25 protein-coding genes and 1 pseudogene are annotated in these 26,264 nt (G+C 37.3%); 8 read left to right on the top strand and 18 right to left on the bottom strand.

Going from position 1 to position 26,264, the window contains the following annotated elements:
* Positions 1-152: 152 nt before the first annotated feature.
* The 15 genes and pseudogenes from FVA72_RS06725 to nadC all read right to left on the bottom strand — a co-directional run bounded on the left by FVA72_RS06725 (position 153) and on the right by nadC (position 16,093).
* The gene (locus tag FVA72_RS06725) at positions 153-506 is read right to left on the bottom strand and encodes a VOC family protein (protein ID WP_110592150.1); all 354 of its coding nucleotides are present in this window, start codon (positions 504-506) and stop codon (positions 153-155) included.
* Positions 507-636: 130 nt separating this feature from the next.
* Positions 637-921, bottom strand: a complete 285-nt coding sequence (locus FVA72_RS06720) for a hypothetical protein (protein ID WP_094962985.1) — start codon at positions 919-921, stop codon at positions 637-639.
* A 3-nt stretch (positions 922-924) separates the two neighbouring features.
* Positions 925-2,121 carry a hypothetical protein gene (locus tag FVA72_RS06715; protein WP_110592151.1) on the bottom strand — a complete coding sequence of 399 codons (1,197 nt, stop codon included), beginning with the start codon at positions 2,119-2,121 and terminating at the stop codon, positions 925-927.
* Positions 2,122-2,411: 290 nt separating this feature from the next.
* Positions 2,412-2,483: pseudogene (locus FVA72_RS22205) on the bottom strand (dihydrolipoamide dehydrogenase); the annotation flags it as partial.
* 134 nt (positions 2,484-2,617) lie between these two features.
* On the bottom strand, positions 2,618-2,854 hold the full coding sequence (locus FVA72_RS06710) for a hypothetical protein (protein WP_004265618.1): 237 nt from the start codon (positions 2,852-2,854) through the stop codon (positions 2,618-2,620).
* Positions 2,851-3,201: a hypothetical protein gene (locus FVA72_RS21975; protein ID WP_137018929.1), complete on the bottom strand. Its 351-nt coding sequence runs from the start codon at positions 3,199-3,201 to the stop codon at positions 2,851-2,853. The genes FVA72_RS06710 and FVA72_RS21975 overlap by 4 nt, the downstream gene beginning before the upstream one ends.
* A 194-nt stretch (positions 3,202-3,395) precedes the next feature.
* Entirely contained in the window at positions 3,396-3,650 is a 255-nt protein-coding gene (locus tag FVA72_RS06700) for a hypothetical protein (RefSeq protein ID WP_094962978.1), read from the bottom strand.
* Position 3,651: 1 nt separating this feature from the next.
* The gene (locus FVA72_RS21640) at positions 3,652-5,001 is read right to left on the bottom strand and encodes a hypothetical protein (RefSeq protein ID WP_243154742.1); all 1,350 of its coding nucleotides are present in this window, start codon (positions 4,999-5,001) and stop codon (positions 3,652-3,654) included.
* Between the two features lie 371 nt (positions 5,002-5,372).
* Positions 5,373-5,696, bottom strand: a complete 324-nt coding sequence (locus FVA72_RS06690) for a hypothetical protein (protein WP_036959259.1) — start codon at positions 5,694-5,696, stop codon at positions 5,373-5,375.
* 16 nt (positions 5,697-5,712) lie between these two features.
* Complete coding sequence (locus tag FVA72_RS06685) at positions 5,713-7,047, bottom strand: hypothetical protein (protein WP_110592152.1); 1,335 nt, start codon at positions 7,045-7,047, stop codon at positions 5,713-5,715.
* 290 nt (positions 7,048-7,337) lie between these two features.
* Positions 7,338-8,765: a dihydrolipoyl dehydrogenase gene (lpdA, locus tag FVA72_RS06680; RefSeq protein WP_094961375.1), complete on the bottom strand. Its 1,428-nt coding sequence runs from the start codon at positions 8,763-8,765 to the stop codon at positions 7,338-7,340.
* A 204-nt stretch (positions 8,766-8,969) separates the two neighbouring features.
* The gene (gene aceF / locus FVA72_RS06675) at positions 8,970-10,829 is read right to left on the bottom strand and encodes a pyruvate dehydrogenase complex dihydrolipoyllysine-residue acetyltransferase (RefSeq protein WP_004261981.1); all 1,860 of its coding nucleotides are present in this window, start codon (positions 10,827-10,829) and stop codon (positions 8,970-8,972) included.
* A gap of 13 nt (positions 10,830-10,842) precedes the next feature.
* Positions 10,843-13,509, bottom strand: coding sequence for a pyruvate dehydrogenase (acetyl-transferring), homodimeric type (gene aceE, locus FVA72_RS06670; RefSeq protein WP_004261984.1), 2,667 nt, complete (start codon positions 13,507-13,509; stop codon positions 10,843-10,845).
* Positions 13,510-13,680: 171 nt separating this feature from the next.
* The gene (pdhR, locus tag FVA72_RS06665) at positions 13,681-14,451 is read right to left on the bottom strand and encodes a pyruvate dehydrogenase complex transcriptional repressor PdhR (RefSeq protein WP_004261987.1); all 771 of its coding nucleotides are present in this window, start codon (positions 14,449-14,451) and stop codon (positions 13,681-13,683) included.
* A gap of 739 nt (positions 14,452-15,190) precedes the next feature.
* The gene (nadC, locus tag FVA72_RS06660) at positions 15,191-16,093 is read right to left on the bottom strand and encodes a carboxylating nicotinate-nucleotide diphosphorylase (RefSeq protein ID WP_094961373.1); all 903 of its coding nucleotides are present in this window, start codon (positions 16,091-16,093) and stop codon (positions 15,191-15,193) included.
* 105 nt (positions 16,094-16,198) lie between these two features.
* Between nadC and ampD the strand changes: the two genes are divergently transcribed.
* The 7 genes from ampD to yacG all read left to right on the top strand — a co-directional run bounded on the left by ampD (position 16,199) and on the right by yacG (position 21,777).
* Complete coding sequence (gene ampD, locus FVA72_RS06655) at positions 16,199-16,744, top strand: 1,6-anhydro-N-acetylmuramyl-L-alanine amidase AmpD (protein ID WP_036958527.1); 546 nt, start codon at positions 16,199-16,201, stop codon at positions 16,742-16,744.
* A 266-nt stretch (positions 16,745-17,010) separates the two neighbouring features.
* Positions 17,011-17,436, top strand: a complete 426-nt coding sequence (gene ppdD / locus FVA72_RS06650) for a prepilin peptidase-dependent pilin (RefSeq protein WP_036958460.1) — start codon at positions 17,011-17,013, stop codon at positions 17,434-17,436.
* Positions 17,437-17,450: 14 nt separating this feature from the next.
* The gene (locus tag FVA72_RS06645) at positions 17,451-18,851 is read left to right on the top strand and encodes an ATPase, T2SS/T4P/T4SS family (RefSeq protein WP_110592153.1); all 1,401 of its coding nucleotides are present in this window, start codon (positions 17,451-17,453) and stop codon (positions 18,849-18,851) included.
* A 1-nt stretch (position 18,852) separates the two neighbouring features.
* Positions 18,853-20,040: a type II secretion system F family protein gene (locus FVA72_RS06640; protein ID WP_110592154.1), complete on the top strand. Its 1,188-nt coding sequence runs from the start codon at positions 18,853-18,855 to the stop codon at positions 20,038-20,040.
* Positions 20,041-20,190: 150 nt separating this feature from the next.
* Positions 20,191-20,796, top strand: coding sequence for a dephospho-CoA kinase (gene coaE / locus FVA72_RS06635; RefSeq protein ID WP_094961370.1), 606 nt, complete (start codon positions 20,191-20,193; stop codon positions 20,794-20,796).
* An 8-nt stretch (positions 20,797-20,804) separates the two neighbouring features.
* A complete protein-coding gene (zapD, locus tag FVA72_RS06630) occupies positions 20,805-21,563 on the top strand; it encodes a cell division protein ZapD (RefSeq protein WP_110592155.1) in 759 nt (252 codons plus the stop codon).
* A gap of 16 nt (positions 21,564-21,579) precedes the next feature.
* Entirely contained in the window at positions 21,580-21,777 is a 198-nt protein-coding gene (gene yacG / locus FVA72_RS06625) for a DNA gyrase inhibitor YacG (protein WP_004262008.1), read from the top strand.
* Positions 21,778-21,846: 69 nt separating this feature from the next.
* Here the strand turns inward: yacG and mutT are convergent, their stop codons facing one another.
* The 3 genes from mutT to secM form a co-directional block, all read right to left on the bottom strand.
* Positions 21,847-22,260, bottom strand: a complete 414-nt coding sequence (gene mutT, locus FVA72_RS06620; RefSeq protein WP_110592156.1) for an 8-oxo-dGTP diphosphatase MutT — start codon at positions 22,258-22,260, stop codon at positions 21,847-21,849.
* Positions 22,261-22,321: 61 nt separating this feature from the next.
* Complete coding sequence (gene secA / locus FVA72_RS06615) at positions 22,322-25,033, bottom strand: preprotein translocase subunit SecA (RefSeq protein WP_004262013.1); 2,712 nt, start codon at positions 25,031-25,033, stop codon at positions 22,322-22,324.
* A 96-nt stretch (positions 25,034-25,129) separates the two neighbouring features.
* On the bottom strand, positions 25,130-25,660 hold the full coding sequence (gene secM, locus FVA72_RS06610; RefSeq protein ID WP_110592611.1) for a secA translation cis-regulator SecM: 531 nt from the start codon (positions 25,658-25,660) through the stop codon (positions 25,130-25,132).
* Between the two features lie 75 nt (positions 25,661-25,735).
* On the opposite strand from secM, the gene FVA72_RS06605 reads away from it, so the two are divergent.
* A complete protein-coding gene (locus tag FVA72_RS06605) occupies positions 25,736-26,257 on the top strand; it encodes a DUF721 domain-containing protein (RefSeq protein WP_004262017.1) in 522 nt (173 codons plus the stop codon).
* Positions 26,258-26,264 lie beyond the last annotated feature (7 nt).

The following is a 26,264-nucleotide window of genomic DNA, read 5'->3' as shown; positions in this document are numbered from 1 at the left end:
TAATGCATTTTAAAATTTAAAGCACCCTAATTAGTGCCTTTTTTCATCAGCTATCACAAATTATATTTTTTATCGCAATTTTATTTATATTACTAATTGATAAGGTAAATCATTGCGATTGGTTTTAATTTCTTTAAATGTTTTAATGGATTTTACTGCCCTTTTAAACCAATTAAATTGCCAAATGGGTCTTCAAGTTGGCACATTCGATTGTTACCATCTATTAACATTGGCCCGCGATACAGTTTTGCCCCTAGTTGAGTGAAATGCTCAAAAGCCAAATCAAAATCATCGACTTGCCAATACAATACAGTCCCTTTTTTACCCTCACTGACTTTTTCATCCGCTTGCACCACTTCTATCGTGAAGTCTCCGACATGCAGTAAGGTGAAATCAAATTCAGGCAAGTATTCTGCCTTTGCTTGTGGAAAAGCTTGCTGATACCAAGCCAAACCCGCTTGAACATCAGGTACATGAATTAAAATTGCAGAGGGTTTTAGTTGCATAGCGATTTCTTATTGATATCTATTATTTTGTTTTAGCTTACACGCATGATTGAAAGTTAGTAGATGTAGATAAGGTGTAAGCAATAGCCAAACCAGCGTTTGCTTACACCTTTAGTATCATCAAGTCAGATCATATTGCGTGTTTTTCTGATAAATAACGAAGAATGGCTGATATATTTTTTAAGTTATACTTTATAAGTAATTCATTTTCTTTAGCTTTACATAGCATCTCATAATCAGCTTCTAACTGCCCAATATCTAACTGAGTAGGCTCATTGTAAATATCATAAATAGATTCAGAAGGCACATTCCAATAAAAATCTGCATCTAAGTCTATATTATCCATTCCCTGTACTTTCATCTCTTTGAAAATGGCTACTATAGCCTCTTCCAGTAGACTCAGTTCTATTTTCATATTTTAACCTTTACCATTCTTAATTTCATTTATGTTCTTTTCAAATGTTTTAATTTCTTTTTCTAAATGCTTAATTCGCCCATCAATAATGCGTTGCCTAACCGTATTATTGGGCGCATTCTTAAGGTGTCCTTGGTTGTCAAAAGCATCTGGATTACGTCGATAAGCGGCTAATTTCTCTTTATGTAACCTTACTTGCCCCCTCAAAGACTGTATTGAACGCCTATCTGATGTACTTAAGTTATTATCAGGCTCCCATCCGTCAGGGCTTCCTGAGCCAGTCCCGCCTAGCGCTATTCTATCAGAATCTGATAACTCCGTTCCAACATTTGGATTTTTTGCTGCTTTATCTAAATCATTTGAGCAACTCATGCCAAAAGAGCAATCAAACGTTTCAGCTAGGCCATCGCGAATATTACCTAAGGTATTTTCGACACCTTTGACTATGTTGCTGTTTGCCGTTTGTGTAGCTTGCGTATTTAAACCAACGCCATGAGATAATGTAGGAACATTCGGTGTGGGAACGGCAAATACACTACTTTGGGCTATTTTCAGCTTATTTAATTCATTTAAATTAAACTGAATTTTATCCGTGATACTTTTATGTTGTCTCTTAATTTCGAGCAATTGATTTCTAGCATCACGGTCAGCTCGCTTATTAACCGCATCTATATATAGATCTATATTATCAAAAGGAAATCTCGGTATACCGGGTATATTATCGTCAAAATCCTCTGCGAGGAGCCTGTCCCTATCTTCAATTGTGCGAAATTTAAAGATTGCTGAAATTTTTAAATTTGAGGAGTCTGAAGATTGAAAATGCCATTTGTATGTACAAGGATATTTTTGTGGATCAATGATAAATTTCCAGCCAGGCGATTTTTCAATCTCCGCAATATCCTTTCTTAAGGTAATTAAATTATTTTCAATTGATATTTGTTTAGATTTTAAATCATTTTTAATTGTAGTAGAATAATCTTGAAAAGCATCGATTTTGTGATTATTAACATCATCATGGATATCAGCTAGTTTTATATTATCATAAAGATTTTCATGTAAAATACTTTTTAATTTTTCATACCTCCCAGTTAAATCAATATCTTCATGAGCATTATCATAATTATTAAAACAATCATTGAAATGCGGTCTAGGGTTACTTCCCCATACCGTTATTGTACCTAGGTCTGTCACACCATCCATAAACTAACTTCCTTATTAGTTATAAAAAACTGAATAAAGAAATTAGAATTTAATATTTTTATAGTCAACTAACCGTTATCATTAATAAAGATTCGACCATTTAAAATTAAAAGCGTATTACTTATAAAATGATTAATATCTATTTTAATCAATAATAGAACAGAAACATGTGACTAATTGTTTATATTCACAAAAACAAAAAAAGCCAATGAGTTTCCACATTGGCTTCAATTCGCTTTAGTGATAAACAGCATACTAGAGATACTATTTATCTATGCGATTAAAGAAAATTATTTTTTCTTTTTCGCTTTTGCGTTTGGTAAATCAGTAATGCTACCTTCGTAAATCTCAGCAGCCATACCGAATATTCCCTAAGGTAGCCACTCCCCCTCACGAGCCAAACCGGACAGCTAATCATCCCATTAGCTGACAGCGAGTAAGACCGTTAATTCAGATCCCTGTGTAGAGCAAGGATTTTTACTCATTCAGTAAAAATTCATTGTTTCTTTAATGTATCTCTGGCTTCAATCAATATTGAAATTAGATCATCTAAAGGCATTTTAGCTGTAAAACCGTGGGATAAATCTGAACCAAATAGTTCAATTTCTAAATTATCTACACCTTTATCTTGATTAATTTCTGCAACCCGCTCCCAATTTAATTGAACCTCTAACGTTAGATTCTCATATTCCATTGGACTTGAAAAAAATAGTTCTAATTTATTATCTTTCATTTTATTGCCTTCTTTGGGTCTAACACAGTATTAAATGAGCCATCCGCATTATATCTAACGCCTTTTTCACTAGGCAAACGATATTCAAATGCACCACCACCTAAATCGTTTCGAACTACTTTAGGATCTTTAAAGATTTCTCGGATGAAATTCTCGGCAGCAGCATTTTTTTGTGCTGGATTATCATTTAAGGGTTCAAAAACGCCATCGGGCCTAGTTACATGTTTGTCCCATGCTCTCACAGCTGAGAATAAGCACGATTGTAGTGTAAAAACACTGACGGCTAAAGAAGCAGTGGTCAAAACCAGAAAGTATACAATGGGTTCCCCCCAACCGAGGTAAACCAAACCCCAGCCCACAACTCACGTTAAGCGGCAAGTGATTGAGTGAGTTTGGGTTTAAGGTGAGTAACCACATACTCTCACTCGCCAAGCCGGACAGTTGATCATCCGGTTGGCTGAGAGCGAGTAAAATGATTGAGGTAAGAGACTAAAATTTGTTGGCATAGTGGCTCTTTAAATAGCCACTATGCCATTATTTTTTATAGATTTTTGTACCTATTAGGAAGGTATCTTCTATGTTCCATTGATTTCATTAAATTTTTTAGATCTGTCAAGTAATGTGATAACTCTTGTTTATTTGAACATTCCGTTTTTTCATATATTTGCTCATCAGATAAATGAGTTAAAACGTAATTTAAGCAATCTGTATAAATTACAATTTCCGATTCAGATAAACGAATATCAAATAAAGTTACATCCGCTTCTGGTATGTAATTAATTTTTAATGTATCCATCCTACCACCTCACATAATCAGAAAATTTTTCTTTAAATTCATCTAGTTTTTCATTACTAGGTCTATTCCATCGCCCATCTCTAGTACGTTGAGCAGTATTTTTATCACTATTTTTAAATGACGAGACCACTTCTCCATCAGGCTCAATTAGATGTATTCTTCCGTCATTACCTTTTACAACCCAACGACCATCATCTTGTATTAAGATATCTGAAGGCCTCGATTTTTGAACATCATTAATGACTGAACTGACTGGACGCCCCTCTTTATTTCTGATTCCCGCATGTTCACCTTGTGTAATCTTGTCTAAATAGGCGAGGTTATCTAAAGATAGAGTATCAGGAATAGATGTTCCAGGCAGTTTTTCGATCGGTTCTGGAAACTGGTTTCCACCCGTATCAATTTTTCCTTGTTCGGGTATTTGGTTTCCGCTTGTATCTATCCGGCCTTGCTCAGGTATTTGGTCGCCACCAGTATGAAATTTCTCAACATTTGAATTATTTGCTGCTTTATCTATATCATTTGAGCAACTCATGCCAAAAGAGCAATCAAACGTTTCCGCTAGGCCATCACGAATATTACCTAAGGCATTTTCGATACCTTTTGCAATGTTGCTATTTGCCGTTTGTGTGACTTGCGTATTTAAACCAACACCATGAGGTAATGTAGGAACATTCGGAGAGGGAATAGCAAACATGCTACTTTGAGTAAAGTTGAGTTTATTCAAATTCTCTGTATTAACATCAATGGCATTAATTAATCTGCTATGTAGATATTTAACAGAAACAATACTTTCTCTTGCCGACTTATCAAGTATCTCTTCATCCCCATCTCCATATTTATAATTGTCATTCAAACTGTCTAGATAGGTATTCTTATTATATCCAACTAAAAAGCTATCTAGCTCAGCTGAGGTTTTATACTCTTTTCTGATTAATCTGCCTGATATTATTATTTCTTGTTCAAAAGGATATTTCTCTGGATTATTTAAAAATTTCCATTCATTAAATCCTTCAACTTCTTCCAAAAATAATTTTTGTTTCTCGATATGCTCTTTAATTATTCCCTTTTTTGTTTCAATATTTTCTTTTGATGATAAATCAACCTTTCCATTTTTGTCTAATAAAGGCTCAATATCTATGGGAGTAACCATGTATTCACAATATGACATGTAATCCATAAAATCATTTAGGGAATGATACCATTCAGGTGAAATATCATGTCTATAACTTTCAAGATAACTGTTATATCCTTCATAATATCCATCACCGAAATATAAAGCGGTATTATTATCAACAGGTGATCGAGTTCCCCATACAGTTATTGTACCTAGGTCTGTCACATCATCCATAAACTAACTTCCTTATTAGTTATAAAAAACAGAATAAAGAAATTAGAATTTAATATTTTTATAGTCAACTAACCGTTATCATTAATAAACATTCGGCCATTTAAAATTAAAAGCTTATTACTTATAAAATGATTAATATCGATTTTAATAAATAATAGAACAGAAACATGTGACTAATTGTTTATATTCACAAAAACAAAAAAAGCCAACGTGTTTCCACATTGGCTTCAATTCGCTTTTGCGTTTGGTAAATCAGTAATGCTACCTTCGTAAATCTCAGCAGCCAAACCGGACAGCTAATCATCCAGTTAGCTGAGGATGAGTAAAATTGTTAGCAGAGATCCCAGTACCGAACTGGGATCTTTTAACTTTTAAAAATCAGACCACTCTGCGTAGCTAATATCATCTTCGGTTAATTCAGTAAAACCATCTTGACTCAACATTTCTTTAAAATAGAGGATAGTATCTTCTAACGCTTTTTCAATGGTACTTCCACGTCCAATGGCGCACTCGGGGCAACCATCAAATTTTCTTTTTATTGCTAAATCCGTCATACCTGTAAAAAAACCCGACTGATCTTCATAAATTTTTATCTTCATTTTGGCATAAGGCAAAATAGGGATCATAGTAACTGTGAATTCAGCAACTGTTTTCTCTATACAGCTCACTTTTGTAATATTTAAATCATGCCACATAACATATCCCTCTATATTATTGTTTTCCAAAAGATATTATTTTCCCTTCGGATGTTCTATCTAAATATTTCCCGTTTTTATAATAACGAGTCACATTATCAGTCGCACCTCTTACTTTCACTGTTCTAGCACCTTTTAAGTTTTTGACAAATTCTTCAGCTTTGTTTCTGTACTGCTCAACACTACCCGCTCCAACTTCTTTTCCATGTTTTTCATAATGCTTCTGTAATGATTCGTCAGGAGAGTTAAAACTACCCTGATGCCATTTATTTTTAATATTATTTTTGTTTTCAGATAAATAGGCAATATCTTCTACTGTAATCTGATTAGGCAGTGGGGTTATATGCGTATTATCTATATGTTCAGGTATTTGATCTCCGCCAGTATCCGTCCGCCCTTGCTCAGGTATCTGGTTTCCACCCGTATCAATTTTTCCTTGTTCGGGTATTTGGTCGCCACCAGTATGAGGTTTCCCAACATTTGAATTTTTTGCTGCTTTATCTATATCATTTGAGCAACTCATGCCAAAAGAGCAATCAAACGTTTCAGCTAAGCCATCGCGAATATTGCCTAATGTCTTTTCGACACCTTTTACTATGTTGCTGTTTGCCGTTTGTGTGACTTGCGTATTTAAACCAACACCATGAGGTAATGTAGGAACATTCGGAGAGGGAATAGCAAACATGCTACTTTGAGCTATTTTCAGCTTATTTAACTCATTTAAATTAAACTGAATTTTATCCGTGATACTTTTATGTTGTCTCTTAATTTCGAGCAATTGATTTCTAGCATCACGGTCAGCTCGCTTATTAACCGCATCTATATATAGATCTATATTATCAAAAGGAAATCTCGGTATACCGGGTATATTATCGTCAAAATCCTCTGCGAGGAGCCTGTCCCTATCTTCAATTGTGCGAAATTTAAAGATTGCTGAAATTTTTAAATTTGAGGAGTCTGAAGATTGAAAATGCCATTTGTATGTACAAGGATATTTTTGTGGATCAATGATAAATTTCCAGCCAGGCGATTTTTCAATCTCCGCAATATCCTTTCTTAAGGTAATTAAATTATTTTCAATTGATATTTGTTTAGATTTTAAATCATTTTTAATTGTAGTAGAATAATCTTGAAAAGCATCGATTTTGTGATTATTAACATCATCATGGATATCAGCTAGTTTTATATTATCATAAAGATTTTCATGTAAAATACTTTTTAATTTTTCATACCTCCCAGTTAAATCAATATCTTCATGAGCATTATCATAATTATTAAAACAATCATTGAAATGCGGTCTAGGGTTACTTCCCCATACCGTTATTGTACCTAGGTCTGTCACACCATCCATAAACTAACTTCCTTATTAGTTATAAAAAACAGAATAAAGAAATTAGAATTTAATATTTTTATAGTCAACTAACCGTTTTTACTAAAAAATATTCAGTTATTTAAAATTAAATACATATTACTTATAAAATGATTAATATTGGTTTTAATAAATAATTGGATAAAGACATGTGGCTGATTGTTTATATTCACAAAAACAAAAAAAGCCAACGTGTTTCCACATTGGCTTCAATTCGCTTTAGTGATAAACAGCATACTAGAGATACTATTTATCTATGCGATTAAAGAAAATTATTTTTTCTTTTTCGCTTTTGCGTTTGGTAAATCAGTAATGCTACCTTCGTAAATTTCAGCAGCCATACCGATTGATTCATACAGTGTTGGGTGAGCATGGATAGTTAATGCTAAATCTTCAGCATCACAACCCATTTCAATTGCTAGGCCGATTTCACCCAGTAATTCACCACCGTTCACACCGACAACAGCCCCACCGATAACACGGTTAGATTGTTTGTCGAAAATCAGCTTAGTCATACCTTCGGCGCAATCAGATGCAATTGCACGGCCTGATGCTGCCCATGGGAAAGTCGCAACTTCGTAGCTGATATTTTGTTCTTTCGCTTCTTTCTCAGTTAAACCAACCCATGCAACTTCTGGCTCAGTATAAGCGATTGATGGGATCACTTTCGGGTCAAAGTAATGTTTCAGACCAGAGATAACTTCTGCGGCAACGTGCCCCTCGTGAACACCTTTGTGAGCTAACATTGGCTGGCCAACGATATCACCGATAGCGAAGATATGAGGAACGTTAGTGCGCATTTGCTTATCGACATGGATAAAGCCACGGTCATCAACTTCAACGCCAGCTTTGCCTGCATCCAAGTTTTTACCATTAGGAACACGGCCGATTGCCACTAATACAGCATCGTAACGTTGCGGCTCTGCGGAAGCTTTTTTGCCTTCCATAGAAACGTAGATACCGTCTTCTTTCGCTTCAACGGCTGTTACTTTAGTTTCTAATAGTAGGTTGAATTTTTTACTGATTTGTTTGGTGAATACTTTAACCACATCTTTGTCAGCCGCTGGGATGACTTGGTCAAACATTTCAACCACATCGATTTGAGAACCCAGTGCATGATACACAGTTCCCATTTCTAAACCGATGATACCCCCACCCATAACCAGCAGACGCTCAGGAACTTCTTTCAGTTCTAATGCATCGGTTGAGTCCCAAATACGTGGGTCTTCATGTGGAATGAATGGTAATTGAATTGGACGGGAACCCGCAGCAATAATTGCGTTATCGAAATTGATAGTTGTGCTACCGTTTTCACCTTCAACAACCAGCGTGTTGGCACCTGTGAATTTACCGAAGCCGTTAACTACGTTAACTTTACGGCCTTTAGCCATACCAGCCAGACCACCCGTCAGCTGATTAATCACTTTTTCTTTCCATAAGCGAACTTTGGAAATGTCAGTTTTTGGCTCACCAAAAACAATGCCGTGTTCTGCTAAAGCTTTTGCTTCTTCGATCACTTTTGCAACATGGAGTAAAGCTTTAGAAGGAATACAACCAACGTTTAAACAAACACCACCAAGGGTTGAATAACGTTCTACTAAAACAGTTTCTAAACCTAAGTCAGCGCAACGGAAAGCCGCAGAATAACCTGCAGGGCCTGCACCAAGCACAACGACTTGGGCTTTAATTTCAGTACTCATCATGACCTCTTTTTGTTTTGTCCAGCGGTACTGCTGAATAAACGATCTTCCACTGGAAAAGTACACACCGAGAGCAGTTTACAGAATTGTTAACACCCTGAAAAGGCTCATTTCGTGATGTAACTCCCAACCTTTCGTAGCAGCAGCAAAAAATTCTGCCTCAGCCTAAATAAAACAGACCGGCCTATTCGCCGGTCTTATTATTTACATCACTAAACGGCGAATATCGCTCATTAATTGCCCTACTAGGGTGATGAAGCGAGCTCCATCAGCACCATCGATTACACGATGGTCAAAGGACAGTGACATTGGCAGGATTAGGCGAGGAACAAATTCGCTACCATTCCAAACAGGTTTCATTGAAGAACGTGACAGTCCCATAATTGCAACTTCTGGTGCATTCACGATAGGTGCAAAACCGGTAGTTCCGATACCACCAAGGCTTGAAATCGTGAAACAACCACCTTGCATATCAGACGCAGTCAGTTTACCTGCACGCGCTTTCTTAGAAACTTCCATCAGTTCGCGAGATAGCTCTAAAATGCCTTTTTTGTTAACGTCTTTGAAGACAGGAACAACTAAGCCATTTGGCGTATCTACGGCAATACCGATGTTAATATATTTTTTCAGGAACAGACGCTGTGCATCTTCAGAAATGGAGCTATTAAAGCGTGGCATTTCTTCCAGAGCACGAGCAACAGCTTTCATGACAAAAACTAATGGTGTGATTTTCACATCCAGTTTTTTCTTCTCAGCTTCTTTGTTTTGTTGCTTACGGAATTCTTCAACTTCAGTGGTATCCACTTCTTCCATCAGCGTAACGTGCGGGATCATTACCCAGTTACGGCTCAGGTTAGCACCAGAGATTTTTTGGATACGACCCAGTTCAACTTCTTCAACTTCACCGAATTTGCTGTAATCCACTTTCGGCCATGGCAGCATACCTGGTAAACCACCACCCGCAGCTGCAGGAGCTTCCGCACGTTTTACGGCATCTTTCACGTAAGCTTGAACGTCTTCACGCAGGATACGGCCCTTACGACCTGTACCTTTAACTTTCGCTAAGTTAACACCAAATTCACGCGCTAAGCGGCGAATAACCGGTGTTGCATGGATATATGCGTCGTTTTCAACAAATTCAGTTTTGCTGTCAGTTGCTTTCGCTGGCGCTGCTTGTGCAGGAGCTGCCGCTGGAGCCGGAGCAGACGGTTGAGCTGCTGGAGCCGCTGCAGGCGCTGCACCTGCCACTTCAAAAGTCATGATCAGCGAGCCAGTTTTCACTTTATCGCCAGTCGCAATCTTGATTTCTTTAACTGTTCCAGCAAATGGCGCAGGAACTTCCATTGACGCTTTGTCACCTTCAACGGTAATGATTGATTGCTCAGCAGAAACGGTATCACCCACTTTTACCATGACTTCAGTGACTTCAACTTCATCACCACCGATATCTGGAACGTTAACATCTTTAATTGCTGATGCTGCTGGAGCCGCTGGTGCAGCAGCTTGTGCAGCTGGTGCCGCCGCAGGTGCTGCGCCTGCAACTTCAAAGACCATAATCAATGAGCCGGTTTTAACTTTATCACCGGTTGCAATTTTGATTTCTTTAACCGTTCCAGCAAATGGTGCAGGAACTTCCATTGAAGCTTTATCACCTTCAACAGTAATTAAAGATTGCTCAGCTTCTACTTTGTCACCGACTTTAACCATGATTTCAGTAACTTCAACTTCATCGCCACCGATATCTGGAACAGCAACATCTTTAGATGCAGCTGCGCTTGGCGCTGCCGCTGGAGCCGTAGGGGCTTCTGCAGGAGCAGGCGCTGCTGCACCCGCCTCCGCTTCGAATACCATGATTAATTTGCCTGTTGTCACTTTATCGCCAACAGCAATTTTAATTTCTTTTACCACACCCGCTTGTGGAGATGGGACTTCCATAGAAGCCTTATCACCTTCAACGGTAATAAGCGATTGCTCAGCTTCTACTTTGTCGCCAACTTTAACCATCACTTCGGTGACTTCAACTTCATCAGCACCGATATCAGGCACTTGGATTTCAATAGACATTGATTTTTACCTCTTATGCCAAACGTGGGTTAACTTTATCTGGGTTGATGTTGTATTTTTTAATCGCTTCTTCAACGACTTTTACATCAATCTCACCACGTTTAGCTAATTCACCTAACGCTGCAACGATCACATAGGATGTATCCACTTCAAAGTGGTGACGCAGGTTTTCACGACTGTCTGAACGACCGAAACCATCTGTACCCAGAACACGGTAATCACTTGCAGGAACATAAGTACGAACTTGTTCTGCAAACAGTTTCATATAGTCAGTTGATGCAACTGCTGGTGCATCATTCATAACTTGAGCAATGTATGGAACACGTGGTGCTTCAGATGGGTGCAGCATGTTCCAACGCTCACAATCTTGGCCATCACGTGCCAATTCAGTGAATGAAGTCACGCTATAGACATCAGAACCGATTCCATACTCAGCAGACAAGATGTCAGCGGCTTCACGCACGTGACGCATCATTGAACCTGAACCTAACAGCTGAACTTTACCTTTGCTACCTTCAACAGAAGCCAGTTTATAGATACCTTTACGGATACCTTCTTCTACGCCTTCTGGCATTGCTGGCATGTGGTAGTTTTCATTCAGCGTCGTGATGTAGTAGTAAACGTTTTCTTGTTTCTCACCGTACATACGCTCTAAGCCGTCTTGCATGATCACCGCAACTTCGTAAGCGAAAGCTGGGTCATAAGAAATACAGTTAGGGATAGTCAGTGATTGAATATGGCTATGGCCATCTTCATGCTGTAGACCTTCACCATTCAGGGTTGTACGGCCGGAAGTACCACCAATTAAGAAACCGCGTGCTTGTTGGTCACCCGCTGCCCACATCAAGTCACCAATACGTTGGAAACCAAACATTGAGTAGTAGATATAGAATGGGATCATCGGCAAGTTGTTAGTGCTGTATGATGTCGCAGCCGCTAACCAAGAAGAACCTGCTCCCAGCTCATTGATCCCTTCTTGCAGAATTTGACCTTTAGAGTCTTCTTTATAGTAAGCAACTTGCTCACGGTCTTGCGGAGTATATTGCTGGCCTTTAGGGCTATAGATACCGATTTGACGGAATAGACCTTCCATACCAAATGTACGCGCTTCATCAGCGATGATTGGTACTAAACGCTCTTTGATCGATTTGTTTTTCAACATAACGTTCAACGCACGAACGAACGCGATAGTTGTTGAAATTTCTTTAGATTGCTCTTCCAATAATTGGCTGAAATCTGCCAGTGCAGGGATATCCAGTTTTTCGTCAAAGGTTGAACGACGAGCTGGCAAATAACCACCTAACGCTTGACGGCGCTCATGCAGATATTTGTACTCTTCGGAATCTTTTTCAAACGTAATGTATGGCAGTTTTTCAATTTGCTCATCAGCAACGGGTACATTGAATTGATCACGGAAATGACGAACGCCATCCATGTTCATTTTCTTCACTTGGTGAGCAATGTTTTTACCTTCTGCAGTTTCGCCCATACCATAACCTTTGATGGTTTGCGCTAAAATAACAGTTGGTTTGCCTTTAGTTTCTTGTGCTTTTTTGAATGCAGCATACACTTTCTTCGGATCGTGACCACCACGGTTCAGTGCCCAAATTTCATCATCAGTCATATCTTTAACTAATGCTGCAGTTTCTGGGTAACGATTAAAGAAGTGTTCACGAACGTATGCACCGTCACGTGATTTAAAGGTTTGGTAGTCGCCGTCTAAGGTTTCGTTCATTAGTTGAACAAGTTTACCACTTGTATCTTTACGCAGTAATTCATCCCAACGGTCGCCCCACATAACTTTGATAACTTGCCAGCCAGCACCATTAAAGATACCTTCTAGTTCATTAACAATTTTACCATTACCTGTAACTGGTCCATCTAAACGTTGCAGGTTACAGTTGATAACAAATACTAAGTTATCTAATTTATCGCGAGTTGCGATAGTAATTGCACCTTTAGACTCTGGCTCATCCATCTCACCATCACCAAGGAATGCATATACGCGCTGAGCTGATGTATCTTTCAGTCCGCGGTTATCAAGGTATTTCAGGAATTTTGCTTGATAAATAGCATTAATTGGACCCAGACCCATTGATACCGTAGGGAACTGCCAGAAATCAGGCATTAATTTAGGGTGTGGGTAAGAAGACAGACCATTTCCACCAATCTCTTGACGGAAGTTGTTCATTTGCTCTTCAGTTAAGCGGCCTTCCAAGAACGCACGTGCGTAAATACCTGGAGAGATATGGCCTTGGAAGAAGACTAAATCCCCGCCGTCATTGTTATTATGCGCACGGAAGAAGTGGTTAAAGCACACTTCATATAAAGTTGCTGATGACTGGAAAGAAGCCATATGGCCACCCAGTTCTAAGTCTTTTTTGGAAGCGCGTAAAACAGTCATCACTGCGTTCCAACGAATTGCAGAGCGAATACGGCGCTCTAAATCCATGTTACCAGGGTATGCCGGCTCATCTTCAACAGCAATTGTGTTGATGTAATCAGAATGACCAGATGCACCAGCGGCAATATTAACACCGCCTTTACGCGCTTCGCTTAATACCTGTTCGATAATAAACTGAGCACGATCAACACCTTCTTCACGGATGACCGATTCAATCGCCTGTAGCCAGTCGCGAGTTTCAATCGGATCCACGTCATTTTTTAACATATCTGACATGGTGTATTCCTTATCTGTTATCTATTTTATATGTTTATGTGGAGCCTATCTTCCTGCTATTTTCGCAGTCGCTATAAAACAGCGGGAAGATAGGCCCTGATGTAGTTGCCGCTTTAACTCTCAATTAGAGTATTCACAATAATATAGACGCAGCAGTCAGGATCTATATTATCAATTCAAATCAGGATGTTGCTGTAACCGACGTAAAGAACGTTCTCTGCGAGTTTGCTCTCGGCTAATATCCAACAGTAAATCTTCGATAAAGGCTAAATGGCGATGAGAAGCTTCACGTGCTTTTTCTGGTTCTCTTGCCATTATAGCGGCAAAAATTTGTGCTCGATGTTCACTAACTGCTTTATACATTTCTTTACGGGTATATAAGAACTCAAAGTTCTGACGAATATTTTGTTCTAACATCGGGATCATACAACGCAATAGATGTAGCAAAACGACGTTATGAGCAGCTTCAGTGACAATTAATTGATATTGTAATACTGCATCTGACTCTGCTTCTAATCCGCCATTTTCTTGCGCTGTCTTAATTAATTCATAGCTTTGTCGAATCCGTTCGAGATCTTCATCTGTACCACGGAGTGCCGCGTAATACGCAGCAATACCTTCAAGGGCATGACGAGTTTCAAGAAGATCGAATTGAGATTCTGGATTGCCTTCAAGTAGCTGAGCTAAAGGGTCACTAAAGCTTTGCCACATTTTCTTTTGCACGAATGTTCCGCCACCTTGGCGGCGAGATAAAAGGCCTTTCGCCTCTAATGTTTGAATTGCTTCACGCACTGATGGTCGAGATACGTCAAACTGTTTTGCAAGTTCGCGCTCAGGAGGCAGCTTTTCGCCAGGGCGTAATGTCCCTTCGAAAATAAGATGTTCGAGACGCTGCTCTATTACATCTGATAACTTTGGTTGGCGAATTTTACCGTAAGTCATAATCTGCCATATTCATGAGTGAGTAATTATTGATTACGTATTACCCAGTGTTAATTGGTAATACCAATTTATTTATGGGTTAATAAAGTAACAAAGTATTCACTATCTGTCCATAAAGACCTTGCGCTAAATCATAAAATCCTGCAAATATTAACAATTTTTTTTAAAATTTAGCATGAATTGATAACTTAATATGCAATTTGACATGACATATTTTAACATTAAAAACGATTTTTTATGCTAAAATGCAAAAACTGAACCGTTAAAGCAACCAATATAATGAATTTAAATTTAAAATAAGTGCATTTAAAATCAAATTAACTCATTAATTGCAGTCTTTACTCGTTTGGAACACAACAACATTAATGAAATGTTAAAATTGCAAGTGGTTTTAAATTTAACTCAAATTTTATTGATTAAATTACACTCAAGCCTATCTATTATTTTAGAATAAAATTGATGTCGAAAATAAAATAGCACTGTAATGTTTCAATTTATAGGTGGCACGGAAAATGCGATAAGGCTTCGAGATTCGATTAGCTAGGAGCTACAAAATATTTCGTTGTAACCCATTAAATAGTTAAATCAATGCCAAAATACAATTTGGTAACGAGTGAGTCAGATGTTAGTCACCTATTTAACGCATTAACGTAAATAGGTGACTAATATATAGGTCTCATCAATAACACTAAGATTAATGAGCCCAGTTAAGGCACCCTGAGTGTATTAACCGGATCACTTACCTATTCTTATCAATAAAACGCATAGACAAATCCATGGCTTTAATATGTTTGGTTAGCGCCCCAACAGAAATAAAATCAACCCCTGTTTCTGCGAACTCTTTTATCGTTTCTAATGTGACATCGCCAGAAACTTCAAGTGCCGCTTTTCCTGCCGTTAACACTACCGCTTCTTTCATCATAACTGGAGTAAAATTATCCAACATAATGATATCAGCATTCGCTTTTAAAGCTCGTAATAGCTCATCTAAGCTTTCTACTTCAATTTCAATTGGGACATCCGGATGGGCGCTACGCGCTAATTCAACAGCTCGCTCGACTGAACCTGCGGATATAATATGGTTTTCTTTTATTAAGTAAGCATCAGATAAACCTAGACGATGATTAAACCCTCCCCCCATCAATACCGCATATTTTAAAGCGGTTCTTAAACCAGGGATAGTTTTACGGGTATCAAGTAACTTCGCTCTTGTACCTGTGATTTGTTTTACATATTCGGCAGTTATACTTGAAACAGAAGAAAGCGTTTGAATGAAATTCAAAGAGGTGCGTTCACCTGTTAATAAAATTTGTGATGGGCCATGCATCTCACAGAGAACTTGGTTAGGGGTAACGGTTTCACCATCTTGAACTTTCCAATCAATGTTGACTTGCCCACCAAGTTGAAGAAAAACTTCATCTAACCATTGTTTCCCACAGAAAACGCCATGTTCACGAGTAATAATTCGAGCACTCGCTTGTGTACCTACATTTAACAGCTGACCAGTAATATCTTTTTTATAATCAACAGATTGACCTAAATCTTCTTTCAAAGCAACACTGACCATAAAAGGAATGTCGACCTGTAACCGCTCAAGAAGCATTTTACGTCTTTGTTGTTCATCATATCGCCGTATAGTCATTTTAACTCCAAAATATGCACTCGCTTTGTTTCATCTATGCTAATCTTTTCGTTCGCAGATAACGAGTGTTAACAAAAAAGAAAAGAGAATACTATGGATAACGATATGAAAATACACAATGGTTGGCTAAATAATGTGACTCATATCCCTTCTCCACATCATGATGAGCGCCCCTCTAATACCATACCTTCTCTTCTAGTTATTCATAATATCAGCCTTCCTCCAGGACAATTTGGTGGCCCTTATATAAACCAATTATTTACAGGGACTTTAAACCCTGATGAACACCCATTTTTTAATGAAATCAGACATCTTCGAGTTTCAGCTCATTGCCTAATACGCCGTGATGGTGCAATCATTCAATATGTCCCCTTTCATTTACGGGCTTGGCACGCTGGGCAGTCTTCCTACCAAGGCCAAGAAAAATGTAACGACTTTTCTATTGGTATTGAGCTAGAAGGCACTGATTTTGAACCATTTACAGAAGAACAATATCAATCCCTTACTTATTTAACTAATTTACTTATACTTGAATACCCACTAATTAAAAATAATATTACTGGTCATAGTAATATAGCTCCTGGTCGTAAAACGGATCCTGGCCCATTTTTTGATTGGGGATATTATAAGAATAAATTAAACAATTATTAACTTTATAATTATTAGCGGATAATATCTTTATTCAATTTACCCGCTAATGAAAAATATATGAACTTATCTTCTCTTAATTTATAACTGAACTCCAGCCTCTATTTTTCTTTATTATTTTTTTTGCGAAGCTGCTCGAAGAAAAATGAAACCCCACGTACATTTCAATAAAAAATCACAAATCGTTTCGCACTACCTTTTTTAAACTCTAATTTTAACTTAAAAATATAATTATGATGAAACCTCACTTAACAACGGAGGTTTTATTTATGAATCAACAAGGATTTTCACTCATTGAAATTATGGTAGTAATTGCAATTATATCAATTCTAAGTGCTATTGCTATCCCTGGCTATCAAAGCTATATGCAAAAAGCAGCAATTACTGATGTACTCCAGACTGTTATCCCATATAAAAACAGTGTTGAAATATGTAGCTTTAATCGAGGGAGTTTATCACAATGTAATGGAGGCAATGATGATATCCCTACCAATATAACTGGAAAATACATTAGTAAAATAGAAGTCAAATCTGGGGTTATTACATTTTCTACTGACAAATCATTATCGGGCTTAAAAGTCACATTAACACCAACCCTTCCTAGCATAGGCAACCCCTTTAATTGGACAGTTGTTTGCGAAAACAAAGATAATGCCAAATTGAAGTCATTATGTAATAAAACCTTTGTGTTTTAACTGGAAGTATTTATATGAACATGACTAAAAACGAGCAGTTTATTTATAAAGAACTTAAGAGTATATGTGATAGAAATTACATTATAATCATCGATTATAATCAAAAACGGTTATCTATAGCTGTTGTTAAAAAACCAGATGACAACTTGATCGCCACATTAAAATTTATTGCTAGTGTCCCTGTATGCTATGATATTTGGCCAAAAGAAAAAATAGACCATTATTTTAATAATACAATACATGAAATAAAGGAGGAAGAAAGTAGTTATCAATCTCCAGAACCCGAACTATTACGCACTTCATCTCCTGCGATTAGTTTTGTTGAGGAGCTATTAAAAACAGCGGTTCATAAACGCTCATCAGATATACACCTTGAGCCGACTAAGCAAGGGTTAAAAATTCGATTACGTGTCGATGGAAAGTTATATTTTATTCCTTCTCCACCTTACGAAATTAATAGTGAAATTATTGCTCGTATAAAAATATTGGCAAAAATGAATATCGCGGAGAAAAGATTTCCACAAGATGGCCAAATGAGTTGGTACTTTGATGGACAAAACTATAGCATCCGTCTTTCTAGTATTCCGACAATTCATGGTGAAAAATTGGTCTTACGTATTTTAAATACACAATTAAAATATTCTTTAGAGCACATAGGGATGTGCTCTTCCCTTCTAGAGTTATTAAAAGAGTATTTAAATCGTCCACAAGGATTAATTTTAGTCACAGGGCCGACAGGAAGCGGTAAAACAGTAACTCTTTATAGCTACTTAGAATATTTAAATCAATCCTCAAGAAATATAACAACCATTGAAGACCCAATTGAAATTCCATTACAAGGAATCAACCAAACTCAAGTCAATGAAAAATATAAACTTAATTTTTCTTCTATTTTAAGGGCGCTACTGCGACAAGACCCTGATGTCATTATGATCGGTGAGATTCGTGATGAAGAAACAGCTAAGATCGCGACTCGAGCAGCGCAAACTGGCCATCTAGTTTTGTCGACATTGCATACCAATTGTACATTCAGTGCAATAGAGAGAATGAACCAATTAGGAGTAGAAAATAGTCAACTTAAATCATGTTTGAAAATGGTTATTGCACAAAGATTAGTAAGAAAACTTTGCCCTCACTGCAAAGAAAAAACACCTAAGAAAACTAAATTACACAATAACTGTGTAATTAATGAATGGTCCTCAAAGGGGTGTGAGCTATGTTTTTCTGGTTTTATGGGAAGAACCGCTGTTTATGAATATATAGATCAAAGCAATATTAGCGAAATACTGGCAAAAAATACATTAGAAAATCAAAGTAATTTTGTTAACCTTTTTAATGCAGGAATAGAGCTCGTTGAAATGAGTGAGACAACTCTCCAAGAAATCTATTCTATCATCGGAAATGGAGTAAATTAACATGTTTATTTATTCATATATCGCCATTGATTTTAACAATCAATTAACATGCAGCACGTTAATAGCAAAAAGCAAAAAACATGCATTCATCAACATATCTGAAAGAAATTTAATTCCTGTACAAATAAAGTTAAAAACATTATTTTCATTGGACAAAAAGAATATTAATTATAGAATTCATTTCTTCCATCAGTTATCTTTATTATCATCATCAGGTATTAATCTCGTACAATGCTTAAAAATATTACATACCAACTGCCAACTTCCTTTTTGGATTGATATTATTGAAAACTCGATAGTTCATATAGAAAAAGGAGAGAAGTTTTCACAGTATTTGAAGAAGCACCCAACAATATTTAATGATACTATAATAAGCATTATTACCATTGCCGAGAAAACAGGGCAATACGAACAAAGTTTTAGTACAATCAATTTAATATTGGAACATAATAATAAAGTATCTTTACTCATCAGTAAATCGATACGATACCCAATAATTCTTTCTTCATTTTCAATAATGTTATTAATCATTATGATGGTCTATGTAGTTCCTCAATTTGAAAACATCTATCAAAATACCAAACACGAATTACCTCTCGTTACAAAAATCATAACCTTTATTTCAAGCTTTCTAAGAGAGTACTTAATTTACTTATTTTCTTTTCTTTTACTTTCTCTCCCTCTCGTATTTAAATTCAAAGAAAAAACATTATCTTTATTAAAAAACACAATAATTCACCTACCGATATTCAAAAAATCATTACAACTCCATAACTTAAGCTTGTATTTTTTAACGATGCACTCAACAATTAACGTAGGGTTATCATTATCCGAATGTTTAAAATGCACAATTCAAACTATCAATAACCATCAATATAAAAAAGACTGTGAACACGTGCATATATCGGTACATAAAGGAGAGTTACTGTCCCATGCTATGAAGAAAACCAAGTTCTTTCCTGATTTATCTGTACAGCTAATGTCTATTGCAGAAGAATCTGGAAAAATACACTACTTTTCAAAGTATTTATTCAAATATTATTCAGAGCAATATATTTTTATTACTGAAAAAAATCTAAAAAATATTGAACCTATTTTACTCCTTTTAATTGCCATCCTAGTAGGAGTGATCATGTTAGCAATGTATCTACCGATATTTAATTTAGGTAATGTTATAACTGAACTATAAATAATTTCATGTGGATATGAATATTACATTTTATCCTAACAACTTTATATAATATTTTTTTAAACTATTCACAGTATATTACTTTGGATGAAGACAAATGATTTATTTCAGTGTAATCTATTTTTTTTCAACGAGTAAATGAATAATCATATGCCTTATATAGTTGCTTTAACAGGTGGTATTGGAAGTGGTAAAACAACAGTTGCAAACGAGTTTGCTAAACTTGGAGTCCCCCTAGTTGATGCCGATGTGATTGCACGACAGGTTGTTGAGCCTAACAGCCCAGCCCTTGAAAGCATTAGATATCACTTCGGTGAAGATATTATTCTTCCCAACGGGTGCCTAGATAGGCAACGCTTACGAGACATTATTTTTTCTAAGCCCGATGAAAAAAAGTGGCTGAATGCTCTACTTCATCCATTGATTCAACAAGAAACGCAAAAACAATTTCAACAAATAGATTACCCTTATGTATTATGGGTAGTCCCTTTATTAATTGAAAATAATATTCATCATTTGGCTGATAGGGTATTAGTTGTTGATGTTACTGTCGAAGAACAAATTCAACGAACCCTAAAAAGAGATAAGACCAGTTTAGAACAAGTAACTAATATACTTAATGCACAAGTTAGTCGTGAAAAACGACTTAATCATGCCAACGATATAATAACAAACCATACTCATGGCACGGATCTCTCTGACAAGGTAGCAATTCTTCATAACCAGTACTTAACACTAGCAAAAATAAAAAAATAGGAATTAAAATGGGCGAATTAATTACAACAAATTTGATTACTTATGAATATCCAATGAATGAAAAAATTCGTTCGTGGTTGCGCCTTGAAACACTTTTATCTCAAATTTATGAGTTAAGTAATATTACCTCCTACTCTACTGGTATTGCTTTTTTTCGCTCAGTTTCAGAATTAATTGAAATCCTAGATAGAGGAGAAGTTCGTTCTGAGCTTATAAAAGAACTAGAAAAACAACGAACTCGGCTATCTAATTGGGCAGAAGCTCCTAACGCTGATAACCAATTAATATCTACATTACTAAAGCAATTATCAGAAACAACATCCCATTTAATGTCCGCAGCACGCTTTGGCCACCATCTACGTACAGATAAAATTATTAGTATGGTACGCCAACGTTTGAGTATTCCTGGTGGCTGTTGTAGTTTCGACCTACCGACTTTACAACTTTGGTTAAATATTCCACAAAATGAACGAGACAAGGTCATTAGTGGCTGGTTGCAAAGCCTCGACCCACTCAATGATGCATTGCAAACTGTTCTAACACTAATTCGGCAAAATGGAATCTTTGAACAAAAAGAGTCTCATAATGGTTTTTATCAAGACAACGTAGAAGGTAAAGAACTACTACGCATCAAGTTAACTGCAGAACACTTGGTATACCCACAAATCTCTGGCCACAAAACACGATTCGCACTACGTTTTCTACATATCGACAGTGAGAATGGTATACTCCCCGATATTATTAATTTTGAGTTATCCTGTTGCTAGCTAGAGAAATATTTTTATGAGTGAAATCATTGAAGTTAATTGCCCTACATGTAAAAAAATAGTTGTTTGGAATGAAAATAGCCCGTTCCGGCCATTTTGTAGTAAGCGTTGTCAACTTATTGACCTTGGTGAATGGGCTAGTGAAGAAAAACGAATTGCGAGTCAAGGGGATATTTCTGACAGCGATGACTGGAGTGAACAACCAGATAAATAATGTATAAGTCGTGACATCGTAAATTAAGTGGAAAATATATTATTGTGTATTTTCCACTTAATATCATTATCAGCTATTATGTTGATCACTTCTCTGTGTTAATAAATCAACAATGATACGGTTTGCTGGGGGAAATTCTTCAGCTTTAAGCTCATGCTGAGAAACCCAACGCGAATCCTGCCCTTCTCTACCATACGGTTCATTTTCCCATGAAGATACCATAAAAAAATAGAGTGTAATGAAACGGTCATCAAACTCATGGTCAACCCGATGAAATAACTCGTTCTTAGTCACTACAACTCCAACTTCTTCTTCAAGTTCGCGAATTAAAGCGGCTTCAGGTGATTCATTAACTTCAAGTTTCCCACCGGGAAATTCCCAAAAACCAGCCATATGCGTGCCTTCTGGTCGTTTAGTAATAAAAATTTTTTGCTCGGGGTTACGAATAATCCCAGCCGCGATATGCAAATGTTTTTTTTCCATAATTTTTTCGTCAAAAAGGCGGGTTACCCCGCCTTTTTTATATTAATGAGTTAATAGTAAATTAATTTAAACGGCCATGGCATTGCTTGTATTTTTTACCCGAACCACAAGGACAAGGGTCATTACGGCCAATTTTGTGACCTTGGGTTGCAATTTTAGCTTCGGTTTCAGTCATTAAAGATTCAGCGCCCGCTTCATGGCTTAATTGTTGCCTCTTCGCTAAACGCTCAGCTTCTTCACGACGCTGTTGTTCTAATGCTTCAACCTCTTCAGGTAAACGAACTTGTACCTTAGATAAAGTACTAATCACTTCATATTTCAATGCTTCAAGCATGTTAGCAAACATACTGAAAGATTCACGTTTGTATTCTTGCTTAGGATCTTTTTGCGCATAACCACGCAAATGAATACCTTGACGTAAGTAATCCATTGACGCTAAGTGCTCTTTCCATAACGTGTCTAATGTTTGCAACATGACACCTTTTTCGAAATTACGCATCGCTTCCGCGCCAACAATTTCTTCTTTACGATCATAAACTTCAATCGCTTTTGCCATAATACGTTCACGTAATGTTTCTTCGTGTAACTCTGGCTCTTTATCTAACCACTCTTTGATTGGTAAATCGAGGTCAAAATCATTGACTAAACGCTGATGTAGTCCTTCGATATCCCACATTTCTTCAAGTGATTGAGGTGGAATATAGGCATCCATCGTTGTGGTTAATACATCTTCACGAATGCTATCAACCGTTTCTTTAATATCACCGCCATCCAGTAGTTCATTACGCTGAGTATAAATCGCACGACGTTGGTCACTTGCAACATCATCATATTCAAGTAATTGTTTACGGATATCAAAGTTACGGCTTTCAACTTTACGTTGCGCATTAGCAATAGCCTTGGTCACCCATGGGTGTTCAATCGCTTCACCCGGCTTCATACCTAACTTTTTCATCATGCCAGTAACGCGGTCTGAAGCAAAAATACGCATCAGCGCATCTTCCATTGATAAGTAAAAACGAGATGAACCCGCATCCCCTTGACGACCGGCACGACCACGTAACTGGTTATCGATACGACGTGACTCATGACGTTCTGTACCAATAATATGTAAACCACCTGCTGCTAAAACAGCGTCATGGCGAACTTTCCAGTTTGCTTTGATTTCATCAATTTGCTCTTGAGTTGGCTCTTCTAATGCAGCAACCTCAGTTTGCCAGCTACCACCTAGCATGATGTCAGTACCACGACCGGCCATATTAGTTGCGATCGTTACAGCTCCAGCTTGACCCGCATTCGCAATGATGTCAGCTTCCATTGCATGGAATTTTGCATTCAAAACATTATGAGCAATTTTAGCTTTTTTCAACGCATTCGAAATCAATTCGGATTTTTCGATTGAAATTGTACCAACAAGAACGGGTTGCCCATTGGCAGTTCTTTCACGAATATCTTCAATAATTGCTGCAAACTTATCAGCTTCGTTCATATAAACGAGGTCAGGTAAATCTTTACGCACCATTGGGCGGTTAGTTGGGATAACAATTGTATCGAGTTTATAAATTGAGCTAAACTCAAAAGCTTCGGTATCCGCAGTACCTGTCATACCTGCAAGCTTTTCATATAAACGGAAATAGTTCTGGAAAGTAATTGAAGCCAAGGTTTGGTTTTCGTTTTGAATTTCAACGCCTTCTTTCGCTTCTACTGCTTGGTGTAAGCCGTCAGACCAACGACGCCCTTCCATTGTACGGCCAGTGTGTTCATCAACAATAACAATTTGACCGTCTTTTACAATATAATCAACGTCTAAGGTAAATAGCGCATGAGCACGTAAGCCCGCCATCACATGGTGCATTAACATGATGTTAGAAGGTGAATATAAAGACTCTCCTTCATCCATTAAACCTTCTTTTGCTAGAAGCTCTTCGATTAACACCAGTCCACGTTCAGTTATAGTCACTTGACGCGATTTTTCATCGACAGAAAAATGGCCTTCCCCTTGGAAAGTATCTGAATCTTCTTTCTCTTGACGTTGAAGATATGGAATAAGTTTATCAACTTTTTGGTACAGTTCAGAACTGTCTTCTGCAGGACCTGAAATAATCAGTGGTGTACGCGCTTCATCGATAAGAATGGAGTCAACCTCATCCACCAAAGCATAATGCAATTTACGCTGAACACGCTCTTCAGGGCTAAACGCCATGTTGTCACGTAGGTAGTCGAAACCAAATTCATTATTAGTACCGTAAGTAATATCTGCCGCATATGCTTCACGTTTTGCAGGCGGGGCCATACCTGGCAGGTTGATACCCACAGTTAAGCCTAAGAATTCAAATAATGGACGGTTATTTTCAGCATCACGTTTGGCTAAGTAATCATTCACCGTAACTACGTGAACCCCTTTACCACTTAATGCGTTGATATAAGCAGGTAATGTTGCTGTTAAAGTTTTACCTTCCCCTGTACGCATCTCTGCGATACAGCGTTCGTTTAGTACCATTCCACCGATAAGCTGTACATCAAAGTGGCGCATACCAAATACACGTTTACTTGCTTCACGAACAGTTGCAAATGCCTCAGGAATGATACTTTCTAAACTTTCACCTTTCGTTAAACGCTCACGAAATTCCACCGTTTTTGCTTTTAACTCATCATCAGATAACTTTTCGAAATCGGGTTCAAGACGGTTAATTTTTTCAACTTCTTTACGTAAACGGCGCAACGTACGGTCATTACGGCTACCAAAAACTTTGGTCAAAATCTTTGTTAACATATTTTAATCTCTAATAATCAATTAATTACTTTAAATTTTTATAAATTTTATGGCGTAAAACAGCACAGCGATGAGCTGTTTTACCATGAATGAAGATTAAACTGTTAACGGGCCGGCACGAATGCCGTGTACTTGAGCAATCCAAATTGCAGGTTGATAGGCAATAATATGGGGATAGTTATAATGACTAAATTGAATAACACTTTCATCCCACTGAAGTGAACGCTGTGCTAACATGGCATACAGCGTATCTAACATCAACTGTGGGACAATAAGCTGTTCAGTCTCTTCTGCTGCCGTGTTCACATCATCGTCTTCTGTCGCCGAAAAAGCAAAAGTTAGCTGCCGAATAACGTTTCTTACCGCATGTTGCTGCCAGTAATTTACTGAATAAGATGACGATGATGACGAAGAGCGTTGGGAATTCTGTTGAGCAAATAAATTGTCAAAAGCATTAACAGCTTGGCTTTGGCGATTAACTGGAGAAGAGTTAACCTGTGTATGTTGAGAATCTGATAACGCATTTAAAATTGTAGGCAAGCCGACACCTGTGGCAACCACACCTAATAGCAGGTGGGACCAAAAGTATTTTCTACCAAGTTGTCGCCAAAAATTTAAAATGCCCATCAAACTCTTATATAATGAATAAGTGACAAAATTATTATTTGCAATTCGTTGTTTCATTCTCAGCTGGAGCTAAAAATGAGAGATAGTCATCCACAAGCACTTTTTGATGTTCTTGAAGGCTCATTGGCAACATCATCAAACACTTTACAAACTATTCAGCGTAATGCAAAAGCGATTATCAAACTGAATCGTGCTGTAAAAGGATTACTGCCGGCTGAAATCAAACCCATGTGCCGTGTTGCAAACTATCGTAATAATGTTATGGTCATTGAAGTGGCAAACGCCAGTTGGATGACCCGACTTAATTACGAAAAAATCAATCTTCTTTCTGCATTAAGAACGTCCATTCTACCATCTTTATCCTCTATCGACATCAGAATCAATCCCGATCTTATGCGAAAATCGAGACAAAATAGTTCACTAACTAAGCAAACAGTCTCAATAAGTCAAAAAATGAACGAACGTCAGATAAGTCCACAAACTGCACAAGCGCTTTTGAAATTAGCCGAAAATAGCCCGAAAGGATTAAAAGAAAGGTTTGAGCGGCTGGCTGCGCTAGCCGGAGAGAGTACTAGCGCAACCAACAGAAAAGGCTAAATTCGAT

This window comes from Providencia sp. PROV061 (genome assembly GCF_011045655.1).
Lineage (GTDB): Bacteria > Pseudomonadota > Gammaproteobacteria > Enterobacterales > Enterobacteriaceae > Providencia > Providencia hangzhouensis.
Note: the sequence above shows the minus strand (reverse complement) of the source record. Positions and strands in the feature narration are given on the sequence as shown.